The sequence below is a fragment of the Halopiger xanaduensis SH-6 genome, from assembly GCF_000217715.1.
Lineage (GTDB): Archaea > Halobacteriota > Halobacteria > Halobacteriales > Natrialbaceae > Halopiger > Halopiger xanaduensis.
This window is the reverse complement of sequence record NC_015666.1, coordinates 1775373-1792386: the sequence shown is the minus strand read 5'-3', so window position 1 is coordinate 1792386 and position 17014 is coordinate 1775373. Positions and strand designations below refer to the sequence as shown.

At 66.9% G+C, this 17014-nt stretch carries 13 protein-coding genes; 9 read left to right on the top strand and 4 right to left on the bottom strand.

From position 1 onward, the window contains the following. Window positions 1-62: 62 nt before the first annotated feature. The gene (locus HALXA_RS08715; protein ID WP_013879971.1) at window positions 63-2819 is read left to right on the top strand and encodes an AAA domain-containing protein; all 2757 of its coding nucleotides are present in this window, start codon (window positions 63-65) and stop codon (window positions 2817-2819) included. Window positions 2820-2856: 37 nt separating this feature from the next. On the opposite strand, the gene HALXA_RS08710 is transcribed toward HALXA_RS08715, so the two are convergent. Next, window positions 2857-3834 (bottom strand): aldo/keto reductase, encoded by a 978-nt coding sequence (locus tag HALXA_RS08710; RefSeq protein ID WP_013879970.1) that lies wholly within the window; start codon window positions 3832-3834, stop codon window positions 2857-2859. A 417-nt stretch (window positions 3835-4251) separates the two neighbouring features. On the opposite strand from HALXA_RS08710, the gene HALXA_RS08705 reads away from it, so the two are divergent. The 6 genes from HALXA_RS08705 to HALXA_RS08680 all read left to right on the top strand — a co-directional run bounded on the left by HALXA_RS08705 (window position 4252) and on the right by HALXA_RS08680 (window position 11046). Next, window positions 4252-5277 (top strand): Bug family tripartite tricarboxylate transporter substrate binding protein, encoded by a 1026-nt coding sequence (locus tag HALXA_RS08705; RefSeq protein WP_013879969.1) that lies wholly within the window; start codon window positions 4252-4254, stop codon window positions 5275-5277. Between the two features lie 5 nt (window positions 5278-5282). Next, window positions 5283-5873, top strand: a complete 591-nt coding sequence (locus HALXA_RS08700; protein ID WP_013879968.1) for a tripartite tricarboxylate transporter TctB family protein — start codon at window positions 5283-5285, stop codon at window positions 5871-5873. Next, complete coding sequence (locus tag HALXA_RS08695) at window positions 5870-7366, top strand: tripartite tricarboxylate transporter permease (RefSeq protein WP_013879967.1); 1497 nt, start codon at window positions 5870-5872, stop codon at window positions 7364-7366. Before HALXA_RS08700 ends, HALXA_RS08695 begins: the two co-directional genes overlap by 4 nt. Window positions 7367-7434: 68 nt before the next feature. Next, window positions 7435-8868: an acylating sulfoacetaldehyde dehydrogenase gene (gene sauS / locus HALXA_RS08690; protein ID WP_013879966.1), complete on the top strand. Its 1434-nt coding sequence runs from the start codon at window positions 7435-7437 to the stop codon at window positions 8866-8868. A 42-nt stretch (window positions 8869-8910) separates the two neighbouring features. Further along, window positions 8911-10104, top strand: a complete 1194-nt coding sequence (locus tag HALXA_RS08685) for a CaiB/BaiF CoA transferase family protein (RefSeq protein WP_013879965.1) — start codon at window positions 8911-8913, stop codon at window positions 10102-10104. 78 nt (window positions 10105-10182) lie between these two features. After that, window positions 10183-11046 carry a phosphatase PAP2 family protein gene (locus tag HALXA_RS08680; RefSeq protein ID WP_013879964.1) on the top strand — a complete coding sequence of 288 codons (864 nt, stop codon included), beginning with the start codon at window positions 10183-10185 and terminating at the stop codon, window positions 11044-11046. 430 nt (window positions 11047-11476) lie between these two features. Here the strand turns inward: HALXA_RS08680 and HALXA_RS08675 are convergent, their stop codons facing one another. Continuing rightward, window positions 11477-11674 (bottom strand): hypothetical protein, encoded by a 198-nt coding sequence (locus HALXA_RS08675; protein ID WP_013879962.1) that lies wholly within the window; start codon window positions 11672-11674, stop codon window positions 11477-11479. Window positions 11675-11754: 80 nt separating this feature from the next. Next, the gene (locus tag HALXA_RS08670; RefSeq protein WP_013879961.1) at window positions 11755-12741 is read right to left on the bottom strand and encodes an AIR synthase family protein; all 987 of its coding nucleotides are present in this window, start codon (window positions 12739-12741) and stop codon (window positions 11755-11757) included. Window positions 12742-12897: 156 nt separating this feature from the next. Here HALXA_RS08670 and HALXA_RS08665 point away from each other — a divergent pair, with 156 nt between their 5' ends. Further along, window positions 12898-13278 (top strand): hypothetical protein, encoded by a 381-nt coding sequence (locus HALXA_RS08665; RefSeq protein ID WP_013879960.1) that lies wholly within the window; start codon window positions 12898-12900, stop codon window positions 13276-13278. Window positions 13279-13308: 30 nt separating this feature from the next. On the opposite strand, the gene HALXA_RS08660 is transcribed toward HALXA_RS08665, so the two are convergent. Beyond that, window positions 13309-16086, bottom strand: a complete 2778-nt coding sequence (locus HALXA_RS08660) for an ATP-dependent helicase (protein ID WP_013879959.1) — start codon at window positions 16084-16086, stop codon at window positions 13309-13311. Between the two features lie 163 nt (window positions 16087-16249). On the opposite strand from HALXA_RS08660, the gene HALXA_RS08655 reads away from it, so the two are divergent. Then, window positions 16250-16927 (top strand): CPBP family intramembrane glutamic endopeptidase, encoded by a 678-nt coding sequence (locus tag HALXA_RS08655; RefSeq protein WP_013879958.1) that lies wholly within the window; start codon window positions 16250-16252, stop codon window positions 16925-16927. Window positions 16928-17014 lie beyond the last annotated feature (87 nt).

Here is a 17014-nt window from a genome sequence, read left to right as displayed (position 1 = left end):
CGGCGGGCGACTCGAGCGGCGACCGATAGCGTTTTTGCCGACTCGGCCCGTGATGCATAGCCGTGCACGTACGCGGAACCGTCGCGGGCGAGGTCGAAGTGCGATCGGTGTCGACGAGCTACGGCGAGACCGATCTGGCGGAAGTGCCGCTGCAGCTGACGGCGGTCGATGCAGCGGCTGCGCCCGACGGCGGCCCCGAAAGCGAGCCGCTCGCGGCTGCCGTCTCCGAATCCGACCTCGACCCCGATCTCGACCACGAGCCGACGACGGTGACGCTCTGGAACAAGTGGACCAAATCGGCCGAACTCCTCGAGCCCGGGATGGAACTGCTCGTCACGAACGCGGAGCAGGACGAGTATCAGGGCGAGACGCAGTACAAGACGACCGGCGACTCCTACGTCGTCGTCGAGCCCTCGTTTCTGGTGAACGTGACGGCGATCCGCAACTGGGTGGAGTGTCCGCGCCTCTACTACCTGAACAAGCTCTCCGGCGTTCCGCTGAACTACCCCGTCGTGAAGGGGACCATCGTCCACGAGGTCTTCGGCGACCTCCTGCGCGGGCGCGACCTCGAGGAGTCGATCGACGCTCGCGTCGACGAGCACGGCCTCGAGCTCGGACTGCTGGGGGAATCCCCCGACTCGGTCGCCGAGGACGTCCGCGAGAACGCCGGCGCGATCGAGGGGTGGCTCGAGCAGGGTCGCCTGACCGAGGACGACTCGTGGCGCTCCGAACAGTTGCTCATCAGCGAGACCTTCGGGATCCGCGGCCGCGCCGACGCCATCCGCCGGGGCGCACCGGTTGAACTCAAGACCGGGAAGAACCTCAAGAAGGAGCCGCGGTTCAAGGACAAGGTGCAGGCCGCCTGCTACGCGCTCTTACTCGAGGAACACGGCGGCGACGTCGACACCGGCACCTTGCTGTACACCAAGAACTCGGCGCTGGACCGCAACGAGGAGACCGGCGATCTCACTCCCGCCAAGGACTTCTCGATGGGCGACGGCCTGCTGAAGTTCGTCGTCCGCCTGCGCAACGAGATCGCCGCGATGGAGATGAGCGGCGACGTTCCGACCGGCTACGAGGGATCGGCCAAGTGCGAGTACTGCTTCGAGCAGGACACCTGCATGGTCGTCTCCGGCCGCCTCGATCAGGAGTCCAAGGCCGGCCAGATCGGCCAGGCGCTGCCCGACGAGGAACTCGAGTACTTCGAGCGCTTCTACCGGGCGATCGAGGAGGAGCGCCGGGAAGTTCACCGCGAGTACGCCAAGCTCTGGGAGCAAGATGCCCAGGAGCGGGCCGACGACGACCGCGCGCTGATCAACCTCGAGTTCGTCGAGAAGCGGCCCCTCGAGGGCGGACGCTGGGAACTCCGCGCGCGCCGCGAAGGCGGGGCGACCTCGAAGCTCCGGGAGGGAGACCTCGTCCTCGCCAGCGACGGCCACCCGGTCCGCGGCCAGTCGGAACTCGCTCGCATCGAGCGCTTGGACGACGAGATTGTTCTGACGGCGGACGAGCCCGTGGAAGTCACGCGGCTGGACGTCTACCCCTCCGAACTCACCACGGATCGGCTGCTCGCCGCCCTGCACGACGCGCTCCTGAAGGGCGACGAGCGCCGGAAGGACGTCCTGTTCGGCCGCGCGGAGCCGGAGTTCGAGGATATCGAGGAGACGTTCATCGGAAACAACGCGCGCCAGAACGAGGCCGTGACGAAGGCCGTCGGCGCGAAAGATTGTGCGCTAATCCACGGCCCGCCCGGGACCGGCAAGACCTACACCATCGCCCGTGCCATCCGCGCGATGGTCGAGCGCGGCGAGCGCGTCCTGCTCTCGGCCTTCACGAACCGCGCGGTCGACAACGCCCTGGAAGCGCTGCTCGAGCAACTCGAGGGCGTCATCGACGAAGATCGGATCGTTCGCGTCGGCTCCGAGAGCGGCGTCCGCGACGACATGGAGCCCTACCGCCTCGAGCGGGCGGGCGACCCCGAAGACCGGCTCGCGGAGTTGCAGAACGCGCAGGTGGTCGCCGCGACGACGGCGACCTGCGGCTCCCGCATCATGAAGGAACAGTCGTTCGACGCGGCGCTGGTCGACGAGGCCGCCCAGCTGACCGAACCCGGAACCTGTGCGGCGATCAACCTCGCCGAGCGGTTCGTTCTCGTCGGCGACCACGAGCAGCTGCCGCCCGTCGTACGGGCCGAAAACGACCTTTCCGAGTCGCTGTTCGAGCGGCTCGTCGACCTCCACCCCGAGGCCGGCGTGATGCTCGACCGCCAGTACCGGATGAACCAGCGCATCCAGGCCTTCGCCTCGAGGGAGTTCTACGACGGAAAACTGCGCCCCGCCGAACCCGCGGTCGCGGCCCGAACGCTGAACGACCTCGAGGGCGTCGCCCGCGCCGACCTGCCCGAAAATCTGCGGGACCCCGTCTCGTTCGTCGACGTCGAGGGTGACGGGAGTCGGTACACCGACGGTGAGGAAGCCGCCCGCATCGCCGAGTTGATCGAGGCCTACGAGGCCGCCGGCCTCGAGCGCTCGGAGATCGGCGTCATCGCGCCGTTCCGGGCGCAGGTGTCAGAGATTTCGGCGCACGTCCCCGACGACGTGGCCGTCGACACCGTCGACCGCTTCCAGGGCTCGAGCCAGGAGGTCATCATCGTCTCGTTCACCGCGACGGGCTCGCTCGAGGGGCCGATCTTCGAGGACTACCGACGGATCAACGTCGCGCTCACGCGTCCGAAGCGAGCGCTCGTGCTCGTCGGTGATTCGAACGCGCTCGCGACCGATCCCGTTTACGGGCGGATGCTCGAGTGGGCGCGTCAGTGACCGGTCAGTGACGAGCGAAGGGAGGACGGCGGACCGGCTATTCGTGTCCCGACACCGGCACCGGCTCGTAGGGCTCCTCGAGATACGCCTGGTCGCTCTCGGAGAGCGAGACCTCGAGCGCCTCGACGGCCTGCTCTAAGTGTTCGACGCTCGTCGTGCCGATGATGGGGGCGTCGACCCAGTCCTTGTGGAGCAGCCACGCGAGCGCGATCTGCGCCATCGTGACGCCCTTCTCGGCGGCCAGTTCGGCCACGCGCTCGTTGATCTCCTGCCCGCCGCCCTCGCGGTACGGGTGTTCGTACAGCTTGTCGCCCGATTCGCCGCGAGCCGTCGCGTCGATCTCCTCGGCGGGCCGGGCGAGGTAGCCGCGAGCGAGCGGGCTCCAGGGCATGACGCCGATCCCTTCCTTCTCGCACAGCGGCAGCATCTCGCGTTCCTCCTCGCGGTAGACGAGGTTGTAGTGATCCTGCATCGTGACGAACCGCTCGAGGCCCAGCCGGTCGCTCGCGTGCAGCGACTCGGCGAACTGGTGGGCCCACATTGAGGACGCGCCGATGTAGCGCGCCTGCTGGCGCCGCACGGCGTCGTCGAGCGCGCGCATCGTCTCCTCGATCGGCGTCTCGTCGTCCCAGCGGTGGATCTGGTAGAGGTCGACGGTGTCCATCCCCAGCCGGTCGAGGCTGTTCTGCAGTTCCTGCTCGATCGCCTTCCGCGAGAGGCCGCTGGCGTTCGGGTTGTCCTCGTCCATCTCCATGTACGCCTTCGTGGCGACCACGGGCCAGTCGCGATCGTAGCCCTCGAGGACGTTCCCGAGGATACGTTCGGATTCGCCCTTCGAGTACATGTTCGCCGTGTCGAAGAAGTTGATCCCGAGGTCGATCGCGCGGTCGATGATCTCCGTTCCCTCCTCTTCTTCGAGGACCCACTCGCGCCAGTCGGGATCGCCGAAGCTCATGCAGCCGAGACAGAGCCGGCTGACTTCCATCCCCGTCGAACCGAGCGTCGTGTATTCCATAGGACACGTCCAGCTACTGGGAGTAAAATCGCTGGGGTTGCATTTGAAGCCACTACGTCTTTTCCGAATTCCCACACTATTTTCCCCTGTCTGCCGGAAAATCGGGCTTTGATGGTCGATATCTGCCCTTTTACCAATTCGATAAGTGATACGTAATCTGGGGTTTCTGTTGCACTAGCAAGCCGAATAGCCAACCCGAACGGCTCGTTAGGAAAACACGTACTTCGAGGCACACTTCGGCAGCCAACTCGGCGACGCATCGCCGACGAATCCCGCAGCAATTCCAATGATGTCACCAGTACCGGAGCGGAGGTGCCGGCGAATCGATAACTCGAGCGACCGGCTCGAGGCTGACCGCGCCACGGCGCGCACTCGACCGGTCTCGAGTCGGAACGAACCGCGACAATCGCACTACTCATGACACTAAAAAACACGAGCCGACGGGAGTTTATCGCAGCGGGGGCCACCGGTCTGGCGGGGACGGCGGCGTACACCGCCCAGGCGAGCGGCCTCATGGGAACGTTCGACGAAACGCGAATTACGGCGATCGTCCCGTGGTCCCAGGGCGGCGGGACCGACCGGTCGATACGGGTCACGACGCCGACGTGGTCCGAGTTGCTGGACATCGACTTCGCCGTCGAGAACCATCCGGGCGGATCGACGCAGGTCGGGGGCGAGGAGCTGTACAATTCCGAGGCGGACGGGTTCACGCTCGCGATGTGGAACATGCCCCAGATGCAGGCGACGTGGCTGTTCCAGAACGCTCCCTACCGGATCGAGGACTTCGACTACCTCGGCACCCACCACTGGGATCCGACGATGTGGTTCGCGCCGCCGGGCAGCCCGTACGAAGACCTGGAGGGGTTCGTCGACTACGCCCGCGAAAACGGGGCCACCGTCGGTATCACGGCGGCGATCGGGAACACGGCGCTGTCGGCGCTGCTCGTCGAGGAGACGTTCGACCTCGATCTGACGATCGTCAACATGGAGGGCGGCTCGGGCGTCCGACAGGCCGTCCTCGCCGGCGACATCGACGCCGGCGTCAACCAGCCCTGGGCGTTCAATCCCGACTACGTCGACGACGTGATCTCGCTCGGGTCCCACACCGCTGAGCAGCAGGAGCTGTGGCCGGGCGCGCCGGCGTTCGGCGAATTCGGCCTCGAAGAGATCCCGCTGGTCGAGGAGGGGCTCGGGCAGTGGAAGCTCGTCGTGTTACCCGGCGGGGTCCGCGAGCAGCATCCGGATCGGTTCGAGTCGCTCTCGGAGACCTACGCCGCGGTGTTCGAGGACGAGGCGTTCCAGGCCCGGACCGAAGAACAGGGCGGCCTCGATAAGATCATCGACTACCGCGGGCCCGACGAGACGAAACAGGAGGTCGAGGCGACCGCCGAGTTCATGGAAGAGTACTCCGACGTCATCGAAAACTTCATCTACGACCGATAGCAGCTATGACGGGAGTCACACCGCCGGTCCTCACTTTCTCGGCCGGCGACCGGACGCTCGAGATCGATACGGGTGAACTGTTGTTCCCGGGGCTCGTGCTGGCGTTTTGCCTGTTTTACTACTGGGATACCCGCGCGTTGCCGGACCTGTCCATGCTGTACGCGGGGCCGCTGCTGTACGCGACGACGGCGCTGGCCGTTATCACCCTCGTGCAGCAGGCGGTTTCGCTCGACGGATCGCCGGACGAGGACGGGGACGGCCTCTGGACGGCGACGGCTATTACCGATCCGAAGCCCGAAACCGGGACCGAATCCGAACCCGGGACTGCGTCGGAGACGACGGCCGATCGCGACGCCGAGGCGACCGCGACCGACTCGCCGTTTACCGTGCGGAACGCGGCGCTGCTGATCGGGTTGACGACCGCCTACGTCGTCGTCCTCGAGCCGGTCGGGTTCCTCATCGCCACCGTGGCCTACCTCGCGGCCACGCTGTACCTGTTCGGGGAGGAGAGCCTGTTCGTCCTGACGTTTTACTCGATCGGGTTCGCGTTCCTCCTCTGGATCGTGTTCATCCAGTGGCTACGGGTGCCGCTATGATCGACCCGCTCCTGCTCCCCGCGACGATCGAGAGCGGCCTCGGCATACTCTCGAGTCCGTACATCCTCTTCGCGATCGTGCTGGGGACCGCGATCGGCGTCATCTTCGGGGCGATTCCCGGCTTCTCCGCGACGATGACGATCGTGCTGTTTACCCCGATCACGATCCCCTTCGAGTCGACGGCGGCGCTGATCTTCCTGGTCTCGGCGTACGGCGGCGCGGTGTACGGCGGCTCGATCCCGGCGATCCTCATCAACACGCCCGGCGCGCCGGGGTCGGTCGTCACCTGCTGGGACGGGTACGAACTGACGAAGCAGGGACGGGCGGTCTACGCGCTCGCGGTTTCGGCAATCGTCTCCGGACTCGCTGGGCTGGTCGCGGCCGCCTTCCTCCTCGTGTTCGCCCCGCCGATCTCCGAGTTCGCCCTCAACTTCGGCTCGCCCGAGATGTTCCTGCTCGCCGTGTTCGCGCTGACGATCATCCCCGCCGCCAAGGGCGCGTCGCTCACGAAGGCGCTGCTGGCCGGCCTGTTCGGCCTGCTGATCGGGACGATCGGGAACGACCCGCAGCTCTCCCAGTCGCGAGCGACCTTCGGCCAGACGACGCTGCTCGAGGGCGTCGACTTCGTCGTCGTCCTCATCGGCCTGTTCGTCCTCGCGGAGGTGTTCCGGCTCGCCTACCGCGGCTCCACCGTTACCGGCGACCAAAACGTCGAGGGCGGCATGTCCGAAGTGTACGACGCCGCCCGGTCGGTTGCCGCACGCCCGCTCGAGTTCGCCCGCGGGACGCTCATCGGCACCTTCGTCGGCTCGTTGCCCGGCGCGGGCGCGGACGTGGCGAACTTCGTCTCGTACAACGAGGCAAAGCGGTGGGCCAGCGACGAACTGTCCGACAAGTTCGGCACCGGCATCATCGAGGGCGTCATCGCGGCCGACTCGAGCAACAACGCGACCCAGGGCGGCGCGCTGATTCCGACGCTGACGCTGGGGATTCCGGGCAGCGGCTCGACGGCGGCGCTGCTGGGCGCGATCGCGCTCCACGGGCTGAACCCCGGCCCCGGGCTGTTCGATTCGTCCGGCGACATCGTCTACGCGATGATCCTCTCGCTGTTCATCGGAAACGTCCTGATCCTGATCTACGGGCTTTCCGGGTCGCGATACTTCGGGAAACTCGCGTACATTCCGATCCGGTACATCATCCCCTCGGTGGCGGTGCTCTCGATCATCGGCGGCTTCGCGGTGCGGAACGCTCCCGTCGACCTCTACATCGTCCTGATCTTCGGGCTGGTCGGCATCCTGTTTATCGTGTACGACTATCCGCTCGTCAGTCTCGTCCTCGGGGTCATCCTCGGTGATCTCGCCGAATCCGGGTTCGTCACCGGCTGGCTGCTGACCGGCGAGAGCGCGACGAACTTCCTGTTCAACAGCCCCATCTCGATCGGGCTGTTGGTCCTCATCGCGCTCTCGCTGCTCATCACCGTGATCAAGAACTGACGGCCGACTCGCCGGCATGTAACATGCCGGCAACACCGCTATACGCGGGACGCCTTCAGGTCACGACTATGGGAACTGACGTTTCACACGTCGATTCGGACGCGGAGACCAGCGCCACCGTCGGCGCCTGTCTCGAGCGCGCTCGGGCGGCGATGGACGAAATCTCGCACTACGATCAGGCGCAGGTCGACGAACTCGTACAGGCGATCGGCTGGGCGATCTACGAAGAGGACCGCGCTCGAGAGATTTCGGAGGTGGCGGTCCGAGACACCGGCTTCGGCAACGTCGAGGACAAGATCACCAAAAAGCGACGCAAGACGGCCGGCACGCTGGACGACCTGCTGGGGGCGCCGTCCGTCGGCGTCATCGAGCGAGACGAGGAGACGGGCATCACCGAGATCGCCAAGCCCGTCGGCGTCGTCGGCGCGGTCGTCCCCTCGACCAATCCGGGGACGACGCCCGCGAACCTCGCGATGATGGCGGTGAAAGGGCGCAACGCCATCGTCGTCTCGCCGTCGCCGGCGGGGCGCTCGACCTGCGAACTGGTGGTCGACTACATCCGCGACGAACTCGAGAAGGTGGGCGCGCCGCGGGACCTCGTCCAGATGCTCCCGGCGCCCGTCGAGAAGGAGAAGACGTACGAGCTGATGGATCGGTGCGACCTGCTGCAGGTGACCGGCTCCGCGAGCAACGTCCGCCGGGGCGAGCGCTCGGGGACGCCCAACTACTGCGTCGGCGAGGGCAACGCCGTCTCGATCGTCGACGCGACGGCCGACCTCGAGGCGACCGCCGACCGTATCGCCAAGAGCAAGACCTTCGACTACGCGACCAGCTGCTCGAGCGACAACGCCGCGGTGATCGTCGAGTCGGTCTACGACGACGCCGTCGCCGCGCTCGAGGCTCAGGGCGGCTATCTCTGCGACGACGACGAGCGCGAGCGCCTCGAGGAGACCATGTTCCCGGACGGCCACGGCTCGCTCTCCGGCGAGGTCACCGCACAGCCGCCGGACGAGATCGCGGCGGCCGCCGATCTCCCGCCCGACGCTCACGAGGCCGACTTCTTCATGGTCGAAGGGCAGGGCATCGGCGCGGAGTATCCCCTCTCCGGCGAGAAGCTCTCGGTCGTGCTCACCCTCTACGAGGCCGCCGACTTCGACGCGGCGCTCGAGACGACCAGCGACATCCTCGCGTTCGAGGGGAGCGGCCACTCCTGCGGCCTGCACACGACCAACGACGACCACGTGGATCGTATCGGCCACGAGATCGACGTCGCCCGGCTGTTGATCAACCAGCCCCAGTGTTACGGCAACGGCGGCAGCTTCGACAACGGGCTCAACTTCACGCTCTCGATGGGCGCCGGCACCTGGGGCGGCAACCAGACCGACGAGAACATCGATTACACGCACTTCCTCAACACGACGACGGTCGCCGAGACCGTCGAACCCGACGAGCCGAGCGAGGACGACCTCTTCGGCTCGTATCACGAGAAGTACGGCCGCTGAACGACTGCACGAGTCCTCTTACGTTATCGACACCACTCAGCCATGAACCAGCACGCACTCGAGGACGTCGACGTCATCGACCTCGGACAGATCTACAACGGCGCCTACGGCTCCCTGATGCTCTCGTATCTGGGAGCCGACGTGACGAAGGTCGAACCTCCGTTCGGCGAACCGCTTCGCTCCCGCGTCGCGGACGGCGATGGCGAACCGCCCGAACTCGTGATGCTCAACTCGACGAAAGCGGGCATCACGCTCAACCTCAAAGCCGAGCGGGGCAAGGAACTGTTCAAAGATCTCGTGCGGGACGCGGACGTCCTCGTCGAGAACTTCGCGCCGGGGACCATGGAGGAGTTCGGCCTCGGCTACGAGACCCTCTCGGAGATCAACCCCGAACTGATCTACGCGCACGGCAGCGGCTTCGGCGAGGACGGCCCCAAGAGCGACCGGCTGGCGATGGACCTCATCGTGCAGGCCGAAAGCGGCGTCATGGACGTGACCGGCCGACCCGACGATCCGCCGACCAAGACGGGGATCGCACCCGGCGACTTCCTCGGCGGCATCCACCTCGCGGCCGGCGTGCTGGCGGCGCTCTACCAGCGCGCACGGACCGGCGAGGGCCAGTTCGTCGAGGCGAGCATGCAGGACGCGGTGTACCCCTCGCTCATGTCCCAGCTCGCGAACTACTACGACGACGCCGACGTGCCCTCGCGGACGGGCAATCGCCACAGCAGCCTCGCGAAGGCGCCCTACAACGCCTACGAGGCCGACGACGGCTACGTGGCGATCCTCTGTACGTCCGACGACCACTGGCGCGCCTTGTGCGAGGCGATCGATCGCGAGGACCTGCGGGACGACGACCGGTTCGCGACCAACGTCGACCGCGTCGAACGCATGGAGACGGTCGACGCGGCCATCGAGGAGTGGACGCGAACGCGCACCCGCGATGAGATCGAGACGACGCTCTCGGCGGCCGGCGTTCCCTGCGGGTCGGTCCAGAGCGTCAAGGAAGTGATCCACGATCCGCACCTCGAGGAGCGGGAGATGGTCGTCGAGATCGATCACCCCACCGAAGGTGAGATCCGCGTCCCCGGCACGCCGATCCGGCTCTCGGAGTCGGCGAAGCCCGACATCGAGCCCGCGCCGCGAAAGGGCGAGGACAACGACGAGATCTACCGGGAGCGGCTGGGGCTCTCCGAGGACGAGATCGAACGGCTTCGAAGCGACGGCGTGATCTAAGCGCACGGCCTCCGACGGCGCTGCCCGTCACGATTGCGAAAAGTCAAAGAGCGGGTATCACCCTCGGATGCGGACGTAATGCGACTCGAGGAGGCCAGCGCCGTCGTTCGCGAGGGATTCCCCGCTGAGTACGTCGACTGGATGCTCGCGATCACGGAACTGGGCGGCACGACGGTGCCGCTGGTAGTGCTTGCCGTCCTCTTTTGGCTCGCCGGCAAGGACCGGCGTCGGCCAGCGCTGGTCGTCAGCTACGCGGTCGCCGGGCTCGGCTTCGTGCTCGCGATCAAGGCGCTGTTCGGGCTCCCGCGGCCGCCCGACGCCGTCGTGTACGAAGCCGTCGAACTCGAGGGCGCGAACGACGGCTTTCCGAGCGGCCACGCCTTCGCCGCGACCGTCGTCTACGGCGGGCTCTGCGCGGCGTACGAGCGCGTTCGCGACCCGCGGGCGCTGCTTGCCGTCGGCGCGGTCGTCGCGCTGGTCGCGCTCTCGCGGGTCGTCCTCGGCGTCCACTACCTCGGGGACGTGCTCGCCGGAATCGCGCTGGGCGTCGGCTTCCTCGCCGCGATGGGGCGACTCACCGGCGGCGATCCGGCCGTCGGCTTTCGGTGGGCGCTCGCGTTCGCGGTTCCCGCGGTGATTCTCACCGGCGCCGGGGAGGACGCCCTGCTGGGACTCGGCGGCGCGGTCGGCGGCGCGCTCGCGACCCACGCCGTCGACTATCGAGTCCCCCTCCGCTCGCGGCTCGAGGGCGCGGCGCTCGTCGCCGTCGGCGGCAGCGGCGCCGCCGTCGCGCAACTCCTCGAGTCCGTGACGGCGGTCGTCCCCCTGCTCGTCGGTCTGTACGCGGCGCTCGTCGCCTGGATCCTCCTCGCACCGGTCGCGGTCGCGCGGTGCTCGAGTTCCGTCTTCGGTTCGACCGCGTCCGGACGACGCCCGTCGTGAAGGGACGGGGCTCGAGTGTTGATCGGGTACTGCCGTCGGTACTCACACGTAGTCACTCTTGACGGACGTGTTGAAGCCGCAACAGTAATGGTGACTAATGAGGAATGGCTATTCGCGACAGCATGATAGGTGGGGAGACACCGCGTTCGATCGAATGGTACTTTCGGCGGCCGCAGCCGGGGCAAGCGGCCGACGGGGAGGAATCGACCGAGACCGGTCACCGGCGCCGAGCGGCCGACCTGCCGCAGCCGATCCGCCTGCTCGCGCGTCCCTACGGCGGGACCGGATAACTGAGATCGATACGGCTCCGGACCGCCTCGAGCACGGTGGGTTTTCGGTCCGGAGCCTCGAGCGACGAGGGACGGGGAGTGCGAACGATCGCGAGTGAGTGGTAGCGACCGTCCGCCGCCGGTTCGTAGCCGATCTCGCGCTACGCCGAGGAGTAATCCGCCCGTCCTTCATCCTCGCTCATTCGAATCCAGTAGAGGCGGGCGTAGGGAAGGTGGACGAACCCCTCGTCCGCGAGGCGCACGCGGACGCCCTGCACTTTGCCGGAGTCGGTGATGTGGTCGGCGTCGACCGTTTCTTCGGCGAGCCCGTCCGGCCCCTCGTAGGCGATCGTTGCCATGTGTATGGGTGGCGATCCCCGTCAATAAGTTCGGGGCAGGCGAATTCGGGCGTCGACTGCGGTTAGTTCCGACGGCAAAGTCACTCGTCCTCGCCAGCGTCGGCCGCTTCCCACAGCGGATAGAGATCGTCCTCGACCGGTTCCGTCACCGGCTCGCCGTCGACGAGCAGCCCCGAGCCGCCGGCCGTCACGACGCCGATCTCGGCGGCCTCGAGCCCCGCGTTCGCAAGCGCCGCGAGGCAGTCGTCGACTTCCTCGCGCGGAACGGTCGCGAGCAGCGCGCCGGAGCCGAAGATTTGCAGCGGGTCGACGCCCGCCGCGTCGCAGAGCCGCGCGGTCTCCTCGCGGACCGGGACGGCGTCGCGGTCGACCTCGAGTTGCACGTCCGAGGCGCGCGCGAGTTCGAGTAAGCCGGCCGCGACGCCGCCCTCGGTGGGGTCGTGCATCGCGCTCGCGTACTCGCGGACGACCCGGGCGTCGGGGACGACGCTGATCTCCTCGAGGAAGGCTTCGGCCCGTTCTCGAGTCCCGTCGTCCACGTCGAAGTCGTCGGCGAAGTCGGCCGCGAGGATGGCCGTCCCCTCGATTCCGGCGGCCTTGGTCAGGATAATCCGATCCCCGGGCTCGGCACCGCCGGTCGGGACGAACGACTCCGTCGCGCCCATCGCCGTCAGCGAGAGCAGCGGCCGCTCGAGCTGGTCGACGTACTCGGAGTGGCCGCCGACGATCGACGCGCCGACCTCGTCGGCGGCGGTCTGCAGGTCCGCGGTGATCGCCTCGAGCGAGGTCTCCTCGTCGGGGAGCATGACGACGACGGTCAGCCAGCGCGGATCGGCGCCGGAGGCGGCGACGTCGTTGCAGGCGACGTAGACGCCGAGGGTGCCGACCTGTGACGCAGCCAGCGAGATCGGATCCGAACTGACGACGAGGTCGCCGCCCGGCCAGTCGATCGCGGCGGCGTCCTCGCCGTAGGCCGGCCCCTGCAGGATCGTCTCGTCGGCGTCGGGGCTGCCCGTCCGATCGAACACGTGCGCGAGTAACTCGTCGGGTGGTACCTTCCCGGGCATAGGGAGAAGTGGAACGATCGACGGTTTGTAGCTTCGGGATTCGATGCTCGAGGTCGGCGACGATCGCCGGGACGCGACGACGATCGTTACGCAGTGGTCTCGGAAGTACGAACCGACAAGGGAAATAATTTGACGGCTGCTGACACATTTCGGCGCATGTCGATGGCGATCGCCCACTTCGCGTTCGGCGCCGCGATGACGACGCTGGTCATCACGTTTCTCGTTCCCGACGTCAGGTATCCCCGTACGCTCCTGCTACTCGGCGGCGGGTGGGCAATGATCCCGGACTTTCACTGGGTGAGTCCGGTCGCAAAAGCGCAACTCCGCGCCGTCCATCAAACGTCGCTGTGGACCGATCTCTTCTGGTTTCACCGGACGCTCGATCGGGTCGATCCGACAGATTCCAAGACCGTCTCCGCGATGTTTCTCGCGCTGTTCATGCTGGCGACGGTACTCGCGGAACACCGGAGCTATCGCGTGCCGGACGCGGTCGAGTCCACCTACGACGCGTACCTGGACACGGACTCCTCCGAGTGACCCAGCCCGCGCCGAACGCCCCGCTCACTGCTACTCCGAGGTCTCCGGCGCTAACCCCTGCAGCGACTCCTCGCCGATCTCCTCGAGAACGTGCTCGTGGAACGCCTGTAGAGCGGCGCTCTCGTCCTCCGCGAGCACGACGTCGCTGGCCGACAGCGTCGCGAGGCCGAACGCCCGCGGGGTCGGCGAGTCGAGCAACTGGCGCTCGACCGCGATCTCGCCCTCCGAAATCGCCTCGACGACGGCCTCGATCTCCGCCACGTTGAGTTTGTCCTCGAGAATCTCGCGGTAGGTCTCCTCGATCACCGCGAAGTTCTCGAGGTCTTCGGCGAACCCCAGCAGCATCTCGCTGGAAACCTGCTGCTCGCTCGCAGATTTCTCGTAGCCCTTGTACCGTTTGAGGATCATCAGCGAGCGGGTGGCGTTGATCCGGAAGTACCGCTGCAGCAGGTCGGTCCCGGAGAGGGCGGCGCGCAGGTCCTCGCGCACCTGCTCGGGCTCCAAGTCCTCGAAGATGCCCTCGAGGTCGACCTTCCGGTTCAGCGGCATCGAGAGGACGAAGCCGTTGTCCGCGACCGCGACGCGGACGTTGGCCGTCGCTTCCTGGGCGCACTGATAGGCGAGCAAGCGGGAGAGGCCGTCGTTGAACTTGCGACCGTAATTGGAGTGGACGTAGTAGTGGCGCTCGTACTCGTCGCGGTCGCGCTCGACTTCGATCGAGAGTCGATCGGGCGCGCTGACGCTTTCTTCGCCCGCGTAGCGCAGTTGGTACTCGAACAGCCGCGCGATCGCCCGGACGCTGTCGTCGTCCAGCGGGAACTCCCGGAGCCACGCGCGGACCCGCGGCGGGCCGCCTTCCGCGTAGTGCTCGAGCAGTTCGCCCTGAAACTCGAGGATCTCCCGGCCGAGGTCGTAGGAGAGCGGCAACCGCTCGGAGTACCACGACGGCACCGTCGGCCGGGCGCTCGTGCGGTCGACGTAGACCTTCGAGCCGCGGCGGTAGCGGTACTCGAAGTGGTCGCCCCCTAGCACGAAGACGTCGCCCTTCTCCAAGGTGTCGAGGTAGTTCTCGTCGAGTTGGCCGACCCACTCGTCGCCGGCGCGGGTGTAGACGTCGCAGGTGAACGAGTCGGGGATGGTGCCGATGTTCGTCATGTAGATCACCCGCGCGAGCCGCCCGCGCTTGCCGATCAGCTCCCGGCCGACTTCGAAGTCCTCGTAGTGGTGCTCGCCGCTGGGCGGGTCGTTCTCGTCGCGCCAGATCTTCGCGTAGACGTTCTTGTCCTCGAGTCCGGCATACTCGGCGGTGAGGTAGCGCGCGAGAGATTCCCACTCCTCGTCGCTGTAGTTCCGGTAGGGGTACGCGCGCCGCAGAATGTCGGTCACCTCCGACTCCGGACGGACCTCGGCGATGGCCATCCCGTAGACGTGCTGGGCCGCCACGTCCTGGGCGTTCTCGGGGATCGAAACGGAGTCGACGAACCCCTCCTCGGCCTTCTTGAGCATGACAGCGCACTCGAGGAGTTCGTCCCGATCTAAGGCGATGACCCGTCCCGCGACGGTCTGGCCGACGCGGTGGCCGGCACGGCCGATCCGCTGGAGCAGGGCGGCGACGGACTTGGGCGAGCCGACCTGCACCACGAGGTCGACGTGGGGCATGTCGATCCCCAGTTCCAGCGAGGTCGAGGAGGTGACGACGTCGAGGCTGCCGTCTTTCAGCCGCCCCTCGATGTCGTGGCGGACGTCCTTCGAGAGGCTGCCGTGGTGACAGCCCGAATTCTCCTCGTCGTAGGCGTCGAACCGCTCGCGGAGGTTGTGCAGCACGCGTTCGGCGCCCGACCGGGTGTTCGTGAACACGAGCGTGTTCGTATGGGCCTGGATGTGCTCGTGCAGCGACTTGTAGAACCGATCCTGAACGACCTCGCGGGGCGTGTTGATCAGATCGTCGGTCGGACACTCGAGTTCGATGTCGAACTCGCGGGCGAAGCGGGCGTCGACGATGTCGTAGTCGCGGGACGGACCGCCGGGCTCCTCACGACCCACCAGAAACTCCGCGACCTGCGATAAGGGTTCGATCGTCGCCGAACAGCCGATCCTGGTGATGTCGTGGTCGACCATCGCCTCGAGGCGCTCCAAACTCACCGAGAGGTGGGTTCCGCGCTTGCCCGCGGCCAGCGAGTGGATCTCGTCGACGATGACGTACTCGACGGTGCGGAGTTTCTCGCGGAACTTGGGCGAGTTGAGGAGGATCGCGAGGGTTTCGGGCGTCGTGTTGAGGATGTGGGGCGTCTCCTCGAGCATCTTCTGGCGGTCGCTCGAGGACGTATCTCCGTGACGGATCGCGTGGCGGATCTCGCCCATCTCGCGGTCGTCATCTCGCTCGTCGACGACCGATTCGATCCCCTCGAGGGGCACCTCGAGGTTCCGGTGGATGTCGTTGGCCAGCGACTTCAGCGGCGAGACGTAGAGGCAGTAGACCGAGTTCTCGAGGCCGTCTTCGCTCGCTCGATCTTCCTTGTACAGGTAGTTTATTATAGATGTAAAACTCGCTAAAGTTTTGCCCGACCCCGTCGGCGCGCATATCAGCGTGTTCTGTCCCTCGTGGATCTTCGGGATCGCGCCCCGCTGGGGCGGCGTGAAGAAGCCCTCGTTCTCGGGGACGAACTCGCCGAACTCCTCGAGCCACCACTCCTGAACCGCCGGCTCGAGCGACGCGAAGACGTCCCCGTCCTCGATCGTCGTGTCTGCCGGATCGAAGGGGAGGGCGTCGTCGGCGACGGGCAACTCGAGGTCCTCGGTCCCGCTCATTGCCGTCGTCTCGGAGCCGGGTGTGTAAGAGGGTTTGGCCAGCGGAGCGAAAGTGAAACCGCCGCGGTCGCCGACCCGTCGGGTTGCCGTCCCGCAATTCGCGGGCTATCGCCAGAAGTGACATTCGGCTAAGAATTATGGCGCTGCGCGAAGACCGACGTCTATGGGACGACCGACGACCGAAACCCGTTCGGCGCCGCCGGGAATCGGGGCGATCCCGCCCGTCACCGGCGTCACGCTCGTGATCGCGCTGGTCGCGCTTCCCGCACTCACGTTCGTGGGCCGAGTTCTCGAGCTCTCGCAACCGGTATCGTTCGCGCTCCAGTGGCTCGTCGCGATCGCGGTTATCGCAATCACGGTCGGCGTCGAGGACCGTCCGCTGTCGTCGATCGGCTTCCGACGGCCGGCGTGGATCGACCTCGGCTACCTGCTCGCGGCGGCCGCGGGCGCGCTGCTGGTCTTCGTGTTCACCGGGCCGCTCGTCGAGGCGCTCGGACTGCCGGTCGAGTCCGGAACGAGCGGCCTCGGCGAGCTCCCGGGTCTCCCCCTGGCGATCGCGATGGCGGTTACCGCCGGCGTCGTCGAAGAGATTCTGTACCGGGGGTACGCGATCGAGCGACTCCTCGAGTACTCCGGCAGCGCGCTCGTCGCCGGCGGGTTCACGTGGCTCGCGTTCACCCTCGCCCACGCGGTCGCCTGGCCGCTCGGGAACCTGCTGCAGGTCGCCGCAGTCACCGCGATCTTCGTCGTCGTCTACCTCAGACGCCGCACGCTGGTGCCGGTCGTCGGCGCGCACGTGCTCGTCTGGCTCCTGCCGGTTCTCGGGGCCTTCTTTGCGTGACGGCGTCGCGCAGATCGTGGCGGGAGGCGCTCGAAACCGACCGGTCGATGACGGCCGTGTACACTGTCTCGAGCGGAACCCCAACAG